Consider the following 9,773-nt stretch of genomic DNA (forward strand, 5'->3'; position numbering starts at 1 on the left):
ACTTACGGGTAGTGATTTAGCGTAGAAAGCTACTAACCAACCACAACAATATAAACGTTACTACCGTAGAGAACTGATTCGTTCCCAGACTAGTAAATGATATTTGTGGTAAGAGCCAGCTAGCAACTAGTCCCCCAGCGATTAAGCCAATTATTAAACTGACCAGGGTGAACAAAACTGCTCGGCCAAATTTGCCTTCTTTGCGATTGAGAAAATAAATACTAGTACCTACCCCAACCACCAATGCTAACTGCAAAACCTGATCGCCTCCCTCTGGGTAAAACACACTAATAGAACTCAAACCAAGAAACCAAGCTCCCGGTAAGAGTATATCCGCAGGCGTCGGCTGATCGAGCATCCGTTGCAGCCATGCAGGTGACTGGTCGCGAGGGGTTGGACTTTCTTTAGGAGGCGATTGCACTCGCAACTCAGGAAACCGGATACGCTCAGGGACTTTAATTTTACCTTCCTGGCGCATCCGTAAGCGATCCATTAAAATCGCATCGTAAGCCGCTTCAATGACTTCTAAATGCTTGGCATCGCCACTATGTTGCTCGAATAGGCGATTACGAGCATCCTGAATTTCATCGAAGCTAGCCTCTTCTGATACCCCAAGTTTTTCGTAGGGATTTTGATCGCTCATGGGAGTTTGTTACTTCAGCCTCAGTCAGCGGCAGTCTTTTGTCGAAGAAAAAACAGCTTTAGGTTTTGTTTTAATCGAAACTAAAGTCTCGACCTATTTTATGCCCTACCAGGATAGTAGCATGGGTTAGTTTAATCGACTTTGTAATTTCAACTATAGTCACTTTAACATATCGCTATAACTCCGTGTATACCCTCATGTCGTTGTCTAATTCTGGCTTTAATCTAGAATTTGAACGGAGAGTACCTAAAATGCATAGTTTTTATGAAAAAATCAACTTTACTGTTTCAAATTTGGCAACTTACTGTACCTTAATAGAATTTTTTTAATTATACTGAATAATCGCTTGTGGTATATATCCGCATATCGATTTAAAATTGAAACGTTTTAAGTTACCACCTAGCTGGGATCAAGAAGGTGTCTTGGTATCAGAAACTGTTGCGGCTAAAGTCAGAGCGCTTATACACTGTGGCTAACAGAAGTTTCGCGTTCTCATTGCCAACATTCCTGATTAGAGGATTTATTTTTGAATAATCAGGATTCTCATACCATAGCCATGTAGATTCTTAGTTAGTCCCAAAGTGGCAACTGCGTTTTTACGCAACCCTCTTGTTAATCTTACGAATTTTTGTGCAAAGTAATGGTCATGGCTCCTGCCAAGATTCTTGTAGTTGACGACGACCCTGCGGTTCGGAATTTAATCCAACGCTTTTTGATTAAGCAGAACTACCAGGTAGAGGCTGCCGAAGATGGAAAGACAGCCTTAACTCTATTTGAGCAATTTAACCCTGATTTGGTGATTCTAGATGTGAATCTACCAGATGTAACTGGGTTTAACCTCTGCCAAGAGATGCAAAGTCGTAATGGTGTTTTTGTTCTGATGTTGACTAGTCGTGCTGACGAAGCTGACAAAATTCGCGGCTTTGCTAAAGGTGCTGACGACTATCTCACCAAGCCTTTTGGGCTGGGAGAGCTAGAAGTCAGAGTCGGAGCTATTTTGAGGCGTCAGCGAGTGATAACTACGGCCGAGCAGAAACGCTTGGTATTTGAAAAACTTATGATTGATCCAGTGCGACGGGAGGTAGCACTTAATAACCAACCAGTACTCTTAACTGCTCTGGAATTTGACTTGTTGCATTTTTTAGCCAGTCATCCAGGTCGAGTTTGGCGGCGTGCAGAACTAATCCAAGAGGTGTGGGACTATGAATATGTAGGCGACCAGCGGGTTGTAGATGTACATATTGGTCAAATTCGCAAGAAGATTGAAATTGATGCTAGTCAACCAGCATTAATTCAAACTGTACGTGGCGTAGGGTATAAGTTTGAATCTCCTGCTCACCCTCAGCAATTGGAGGCCAAATCCTGAGTTTATAGTCTAGAGTTTTTTAACTCTTGACTGTTGACTCTTGGGGGAGCAATTAGTGAATTTCTTTGGCTTTAGTAAAAGACAAATTTAGACAATTAAAGTAGGTCGATATTGCTCAAATACAGGCCAGGCAGTTATTTGAGATATCGATTTATCCGTTTAAGACAGTGGACAGGGGAGAGAGTTCACTGGAAAATATTTCTTTGCATCTGACCGTTTTGGTAGAGATAACGGTGCTTAGGGTGGAATTCGTGGGGGTGCATAGCTGTGCGCCCCCACGAACGTGTTTGTATCCAAAAGAAAACCGCTATATAACAAGTAATTAGGACTTACGCATTGACAGAAAAGACCAAGTATGGGTGATTTGAAAAACCACATTCATCGTCGCGGCAATTCATGAATTGTCCCGACGACGCGGGTCTACTTACCATCCATGAATTGATTAATAAAAACCTGAAACGGCGTATTTACGTTCATACACAACATGATTATTTTGTACAGTGCGTAAGTCCTAGTAATAACGGTCAGTTAATATACTTAAGTTTTGTCTCAATTCTAAATCTGGCGCTATTACCAACTAGTTTTAGTAACAGAAGAAACTATTAGAACCTTTTTAATGGATCAGAATCTACTGATCTTTTTTGTTGTAATACTGCCCCCAGATGGTCGATCGCTTTGGCTCAAAATCCCATTGATGGGGCACGGTTTGCCGTGCCCGTATTCGGGCATAAGCCAGAATAATGCCCTTCATACCAGTACCTATGGGGTGTCTAGTAAATTAGCTGTTGCGGGTGAATCGATGCTGGGCATTTCTACTGTGGAGTGGTGGAACAAAGTTTCCAGATAGACTCGGGCAGCACGGCGATCGCTATCTCCATTTTGGAGTAAAAACAATGATAGCGCTGCCGTCAATACTCTGTTTTCATCCCAATCAGGATGGGTTTCTAAGTAGTTTTTTAAGGATTCGTGGAGTGTTTCAGGAATTTCAGTAAAGATGCTAACCGTTGCTTTCATGAGATTTTCCTCCTATGAGGATAATCAAGAGGGACAAGTTGCTTGCGGTGAAGCGGCTTATGGCTACCTTACACGCTCTTTCGCCAGCCCGACAATCGGCGTTCACATCTGGTGGTAATATATTTTACACATTTGATGCCAACGGTTGAACGGATTACAAAAGCAAGCCGCATCATTGTGCGCCAAGAGGGGGTGCGTTTGTCAATGCTGCGAAATGTTAAAAACGATTGTATAAAAAATAAATACGAACCAAATAATCAGGCTTTGAGCCTATTATTCGTTACTTTACTTTACAAAAACTCAGTCCTTGAAGTTCCTTGTCACTGTTAATTAACAATCCCCAGTCAGACGGCAAGAAGCCTATTGGCTCGTTGAGCACCTGTGGAAAACTGCTAAAATCCCTGTGGAAACCCTGTGGAATGAGTGAGGAAAATAGCAGGCAATGATAAGAATTACCATAATGTCACGAAACTATGACATTTAAGCTCATGAAATTAGCTTCTCAATCCCAGTTATCATCGTGGCTGCCCTCGATACATCCCCAGGTCTGGATTTTCGCAATTGGTAGATTCTTCTCGGAAGTCGGCACCGGCTTTACCCTGTTTTATGCCCCTATCTTTTTTGTCAATCAAGTTGGTTTATCTGCAACCGCCGTTGGCATAGCCTTGGGTAGCGCATCGATTTCCGGCATTGTGGGGCGGATTGTGGGTGGTTCCTTGGCTGATTCTGGACGCTGGGGACGCCGCCGCACTTTGTTGCTAGCCACGGCGATTTCAGCCAGTGGTTCTCTAGTTTTAGCTGCAACCAATAATTTTACTATTTTGGTAATTGGTAGCTTGATTAGCGGTTTAGGGATAGGTTTCTATTGGCCGGCGGCTGAAGCTGTTGTTGCTGACGCCAGCGAGATTGATAATCGTCGCGAAACTTTTGCGATCGCTCGACTAGCTGATAATCTTGGGTTAGCGATCGGAATTGTGCTAGCAGGGTTTTTGATCGCGATAATTGGGAGTTATCGATGGCTATTTGTGATTGATGCCATCTCTTTTCTGGTATTTTTTGGGGTTGTCTATGTAGGAATTAATGAAACTGAACAACAGCAGATAAAGGAATTGGAAAAGACACAATATATTGCTTCTTGGATCACAGTATTAAGCGATCGCCGTTTCCTTGTCTACATAGCAGTTAATATATTCTTCACAATCTATATTTCTCAAATCCACAGCACCCTCCCGCTTTACTTCAAAAACTTTGTTATCAAAAGTACTACCGAAGGATTTGCTCAAACTACGATTAGCGTTCTATTTGCTTGGCATCTGGTGCTAGCGATCATCTGTCAGTTACCTGTCACCAGCGCCTTAAAACGCTGCTCTCACACACTCGCGCTCACTGTTTCCGCCATTCTCTGGGCAATTGGTTTTGGCCTGATTTGGGTAAGTGGTACTGCCCCATCCCATAATCTAGTTTGGGTAATATTGGCATTGGGAGTATTTGCTGTGGCGATTGTTTCTTACACCCCATCTGCTGCTTCTTTAGTTACTGAGTTAGCCCCGGAAAATCAACGCGGCGTTTATTTCTCCGTCAACGCTGTGTGCTGGGCTGTTGGCTCTTTTATTGGTCATCCCTTGGGTGGATGGGCATTAGATCAACCGCGAATTATTACTGATAGTTTCTGGCTAGGCTTTTCTTTGAGTGTGCTGATTGTCGTGGTAATTTTACAGTACCTCAATCGGATATTGGCTGAGTAGGAGCGCACAGATGTGTGCTCTATTGACGACGTTCTTGGAGCTTGCGATACACCGATTTCAAATCAACTTGATGGTGAGCTAAGGCAACCAAAGTATGATAAAGCAAATCAGCGACTTCACCCGCGATCGCATCTGCTTGATCATCCTTAAAGGCCATCACCACCTCAGCTGTTTCCTCACCGATCTTTTTCAAAATTTTGTTATCGCCACCTGCGAATAGTTTACAGGTATAAGAACTTTCAATCGGGTTGTCGCGGCGATCGCATATTACTTGAAATAATTGCGACAATGTATCCCCTGGTGGTGGGGCAATTTTCCCTTCTATTTGATGAAAGCAACTGCGTTCTCCAGTATGGCAGGCAACATCTCCTAATTGCTCTACCCCGATCAGCAGCGCATCACTATCACAGTCATAACGGATACTCTGCACTTTTTGAATATGTCCAGAAGTCGCCCCCTTGTGCCACAATTCTTGCCGGGAACGGCTCCAAAACCAAGTTTCTTCAGTTTCTAAAGTCTTTTGTAACGACTCCTGACTCATCCACGCCATCATCAAGACAGTACCATCCAAATAATCTTGGACAATTGCCGGTACTAGACCTCGTTCATCGTAGCGAATTTCCTCAACAGGGATGGTGTAATGCAGCGATCGCGAATCGTTAGAAGACATACCAGCTAGTTTGCTCTAATGAGAATAATTCATGGATTCACGATACCATTCTGAATAGAGCAACTGGGATGTTTTTTTAAATTCAATTATCTGATCTAGCTCTCAACAAGAGCATTCCGTTCCATAGCAGACTGCATCTTTACAGCACTCAACGCGACTTGGTGAGCTTTTGAGGCTTCACCATACCAATGGATCGCCGAGTTAAAAGCTGCCCGGTAAAGATCCTGGTATGCTTCAGATAATCGAGTTTGAATATCTAAAGGCAAATCTTTATTCGACTTGTATAACATATTATTATTTTTTTGGTTCAGCTAATTCTATAGGATAGAAATTCTAAGCAGTTTTTGACCCTATCCTAAGATAGAGCTTTTTATTGCCCACTGTTAGGAGAGAACCTTGGTAAATACCACAATTAAAACAACAAAATCACAAGAAGTCTTCGCCGCTGCTCAAAACCTCATGCCAGGAGGAGTCAGTTCTCCAGTTCGTGCCTTTAAATCTGTGGGCGGACAACCTATCGTTTTTGATCGTGTTAAGGGCGCATATATTTGGGATGTAGATGGCAACCAATACATAGACTATGTAGGCACCTGGGGGCCAGCTATTTGCGGTCATGCTCATCCAGAAGTAATTGCAGCGTTGCATGAAGCTTTAGAAAAAGGCACCAGTTTTGGTGCTCCTTCAGTCCTAGAAAATGTTTTGGCAGAAATGGTCATCGATGCCGTTCCTAGCATCGAAATGGTCAGATTTGTCAACTCTGGAACTGAAGCCTGTATGGGAGTTTTACGGTTGATGCGGGCTTTCACCAACCGCGAGAAAATCATCAAGTTTGAAGGCTGCTACCACGGACACGCCGATGCGTTTCTAGTAAAGGCAGGTTCTGGTGTTGCTACACTTGGTTTGCCAGACTCACCGGGAGTACCTAAATTAGCAACTAGCACCACTCTAACTGCGCCTTTCAATGACTTAGAAGCCGTTAAAGCCTTGTTTGAAGAAAACCGCGACGAGATTGCTGGCGTCATTCTTGAGCCAGTTGTTGGCAATGCTGGATTTATTGCGCCTGATGCTGGCTTTTTAGAAGGATTACGGGAACTGACTCACGAGCATGGAGCGTTATTGGTATTTGACGAAGTGATGACGGGCTTCCGCATTGCTTACGGTGGCGCTCAGGAAAAATTTGGCGTCACTCCCGATTTAACAACCTTGGGCAAAGTTATTGGTGGTGGTTTGCCAGTGGGAGCCTATGGTGGTCGTCGAGATATTATGTCAATGGTTGCCCCCGCCGGCCCCGTATATCAAGCTGGGACTCTTTCTGGTAATCCCTTGGCGATGACTGCTGGCATTAAGACTTTAGAATTGCTGCAAAAGCCAGGTACTTACGAGTATCTTGAGCGGATTACTAAAAAGCTAGCAGATGGTTTGCTGCAAATTGCCAAAGAAAATGGTCATGCGGTTTGCGGCGGTCAAATCAGCGCCATGTTCGGCTTATTTTTTACCTCTGGCCCAGTTCATAACTACGAAGATGCGAAAAAGTCTGATACAGCCAAATTTGGACGCTTCCATCGCGGGATGTTAGAGCATGGTGTTTACTTAGCACCTTCTCAGTTTGAAGCTGGGTTTACGTCTTTTGCTCACACTGAAGAGGATATTGAGCAGACTTTAGCAGTAGCACGGGATGTAATATCTAGTCTGTAAACTGTTAAGGTATTTCCAAATAAAAAAGTATCCAGTTATCTCTTGTGGGGTGGGCATCTTACTATTGGTGTCAACTTAAGCGCAAACCCTTTTAATACCTCGTTTCCAGCCTCTGGCTGGAAATGCACCTCAATTGCGGCTCTGCCGCCCGTCTTGAGGCGGCAGCCTCCACATTAGGCATTCCCCAGTCGGAGACTCTTGACGAGATAATCTATAAAAGTTTTTTCTAGAGTGGCTTTCATGTTAACTTGACACCAATGGCATTTTACCCATCCAACAAAATAGATGATTTATTGGAAGTCCCTTTTTTAAGCGAGTAAGATAAAATAGGACTTACGCAAAAAGGCAGTGAAAGCCTTGATTTACCGTAGGGGAAATTCATGAATTGTCCCTACATTTCGTACTTGATGCGTAAGTCCTATAAAAGTAAGCGTGCGAGATTCTCTGACTCACTGTGACATACTCCACACACTCCCAATGAGAGTGAGTGTAACCTCTCTCAGTGACTCCTCTAGAAGGACATTGACTGAGCTTTAAAGGCCTATGCACTAGGGTTTTTTGGGGATAATTTTGAACTTTTTGATAGGCTGCTTTTCAGCATTTAATTGAGTTACACCTATTGATAAGAATCATATCAAATATTTTGAGGAAAATCAAGAAAGTGTTCATTCCTCATTGACCAACAATGCTGATTTCGCTATGCTCAATAAAAGCTCGTTGGTCAATTCGTCACTCACTCGTATTGATCTCATCACCTCCCTATGGGGTAGGTGAGAGGCAACTAATGTTTAAGCTAAAGCCTTATTTGCAGAACTTTCAGCAGGCAATGATGTTTACTCATCTGGTGCGATCGGGGGATCAAAGAAATTTTTTAATAGGTCTGCCCCGTGCCGTCATCACTCAAGGAAAGTCACACCTTCGCCACGATTTCGCAATGGCTTCGTCAATAGGATATGTAATATTCAACCTACATTAAATATATTCATGTTAGTAACCTAGAATCAATTACCTTTTACAGTTCTCGAAATTCCCCTCATACCCCATACAAAAACTAACGCGCAAGAAGGCTCTCACCTTCATGGTGAAGGTTTTACATATAGATATTTAGATTATCCGTAGGGTAAGGTATTTTTTCAGAGTCAGGGTTGGAGCTAACTTTAAAAAATATACCAATCATGCTGTTCATGCTGTAACTTGCATGGCAAGGCTGACGAGAGTATAAAAAACTGCTAGAAGTATTGTGAAAATAAAGATGGTTCGACCCTTGAAGGAGGTATGAAGTGGAAGGCAATAAGTCATTTTTTGGTCTGCAAAAAATATTAATTACGTTGGTTGTCTTGAGTGCCAGTTTGAGTGTAAGCACGATGATGCTTATCAAGTCAAGCTCATCTGAGGCTCAAAGTACAAAGAATATAGATGTAAAAAATCTACCAGCCAAGGTTGGAACTCAGCAGCAGATTGAAGAACTAAAAGCGATGATGCTTCAAAGTTGGCAGCAACAAGCACAAACAAAGGGTCTTTCCTATGCTGTGCCACAACGCTTTCAAGGGGCAATAGTTGAGTCGGCAAAACTTACTCCCGATCAGAAAGTAATTGCTCTTACCTTTGATGATGGACCATGGCCTGAGAGTACCGCGCAAGTACTGGATATTCTTAAACAAAATCAGATCAAAGGGACATTTTTCCTGATTGGGCAGAACGTGAAGAATTATCCAGGCTTAGTAAAGCGGGAGATTGCTGAAGGTCACGTAATTGGTAATCATACTTGGCATCATTGGTATCAATTCTTGAATCCACAAGCAGCTGCCTATGAAATTGACCATACAGCAGACCTGATTTATCAAGTGACAGGGATTAAAACAAATTTATTTCGACCACCAGGTGGAATCATGCACAATGGGGTGGCTGCTTACGCTAGAAATAGCAAATATGCAATCATTCTCTGGTCAACTGACTCTGTAGACTACTCGCGTCCTGCTGTACCAAAGCTAATTAAGAATGTGTTCAGGAATGCCAAACCAGGTGGGATTGTGCTGATGCATGATGGTGGTGGTAATCGCTCTAAAACTGTGCAAGCTTTACCTGAAATTATTGCCAACTTTCGGAAACAGGGCTATAGCTTTGTTACTATCCCTGAACTTTTAGAAATGCAAGATAAAGACGAAAAGCTGATTGCAAAGAAAAAGTAAGACCACTTTTTTTTGAGTACCCATCTTAATCTGTGAAAACTCAGGTCAATACAGTTCAGTTAAGCATTTCTTCCTTCTCTTCCTTTACGTCCTTCTCTAACGAGACGCTGCGCGAATGCGTCTACGTTAAAAAATTAACTTTGACAAAGATAGGACTTACGCACAAGTTACGGAATAACAAACCACAGAGGCGCAGAGGACACGGAGAAATGAGAGTTTGAGAGATATTTTGCGTAAGTCCTAAAAGAGTTAAGCCTTAACCCAAGCGTATTGATTTATAGGTGGGGTTGCCAATTTAACTCACCGTTATTAAAAAAAACCGTCCAAAATTAATATCTGAACGGAATTTTTATGTATTTAGGACTTACGCATTGACAGAAAAGACCAAGTATGGGTGATTTGAAAAACCACATTCATCGTCGGGGCAATTCATGAATTGCCCCGACGACGC

General features: G+C 42.8%; 8 protein-coding genes and 1 pseudogene. 5 read left to right on the top strand and 4 right to left on the bottom strand.

Annotated features, from left to right (window positions below):
* Positions 1-16 precede the first annotated feature (16 nt).
* Positions 17-643, bottom strand: a complete 627-nt coding sequence (locus V7K30_RS32850) for a CPP1-like family protein (RefSeq protein WP_335006582.1) — start codon at positions 641-643, stop codon at positions 17-19.
* A gap of 646 nt (positions 644-1,289) precedes the next feature.
* Between V7K30_RS32850 and V7K30_RS32855 the strand changes: the two genes are divergently transcribed.
* Complete coding sequence (locus V7K30_RS32855) at positions 1,290-2,009, top strand: response regulator transcription factor (RefSeq protein WP_335006584.1); 720 nt, start codon at positions 1,290-1,292, stop codon at positions 2,007-2,009.
* Between the two features lie 822 nt (positions 2,010-2,831).
* Here V7K30_RS32855 and V7K30_RS32860 read toward each other — a convergent pair.
* Positions 2,832-3,023, bottom strand: a pseudogene (locus tag V7K30_RS32860) (DUF2811 domain-containing protein); the annotation flags it as partial.
* A gap of 488 nt (positions 3,024-3,511) precedes the next feature.
* On the opposite strand from V7K30_RS32860, the gene V7K30_RS32865 reads away from it, so the two are divergent.
* Positions 3,512-4,768 (top strand): MDR family MFS transporter, encoded by a 1,257-nt coding sequence (locus V7K30_RS32865; protein ID WP_335006586.1) that lies wholly within the window; start codon positions 3,512-3,514, stop codon positions 4,766-4,768.
* A 19-nt stretch (positions 4,769-4,787) separates the two neighbouring features.
* On the opposite strand, the gene hisIE is transcribed toward V7K30_RS32865, so the two are convergent.
* Both hisIE and V7K30_RS32875 read right to left on the bottom strand, forming a co-directional pair.
* Positions 4,788-5,438, bottom strand: coding sequence for a bifunctional phosphoribosyl-AMP cyclohydrolase/phosphoribosyl-ATP diphosphatase HisIE (gene hisIE / locus V7K30_RS32870; protein WP_335006588.1), 651 nt, complete (start codon positions 5,436-5,438; stop codon positions 4,788-4,790).
* Positions 5,439-5,533: 95 nt separating this feature from the next.
* Complete coding sequence (locus V7K30_RS32875) at positions 5,534-5,728, bottom strand: ChaB family protein (protein ID WP_335006590.1); 195 nt, start codon at positions 5,726-5,728, stop codon at positions 5,534-5,536.
* Between the two features lie 106 nt (positions 5,729-5,834).
* On the opposite strand from V7K30_RS32875, the gene hemL reads away from it, so the two are divergent.
* The 3 genes from hemL (at position 5,835) to V7K30_RS32890 (ending at position 9,322) form a co-directional block, all read left to right on the top strand.
* The gene (gene hemL / locus V7K30_RS32880; protein WP_335006592.1) at positions 5,835-7,133 is read left to right on the top strand and encodes a glutamate-1-semialdehyde 2,1-aminomutase; all 1,299 of its coding nucleotides are present in this window, start codon (positions 5,835-5,837) and stop codon (positions 7,131-7,133) included.
* Between the two features lie 784 nt (positions 7,134-7,917).
* Positions 7,918-8,109, top strand: coding sequence for a hypothetical protein (locus V7K30_RS32885; RefSeq protein ID WP_335006594.1), 192 nt, complete (start codon positions 7,918-7,920; stop codon positions 8,107-8,109).
* 304 nt (positions 8,110-8,413) lie between these two features.
* A complete protein-coding gene (locus V7K30_RS32890) occupies positions 8,414-9,322 on the top strand; it encodes a polysaccharide deacetylase family protein (protein ID WP_335006596.1) in 909 nt (302 codons plus the stop codon).
* The last annotated feature ends 451 nt before the right edge of the window (positions 9,323-9,773 follow it).

The organism is Nostoc sp., from assembly GCF_036917655.1.
In the GTDB taxonomy this organism is placed as follows: domain Bacteria; phylum Cyanobacteriota; class Cyanobacteriia; order Cyanobacteriales; family Nostocaceae; genus Nostoc.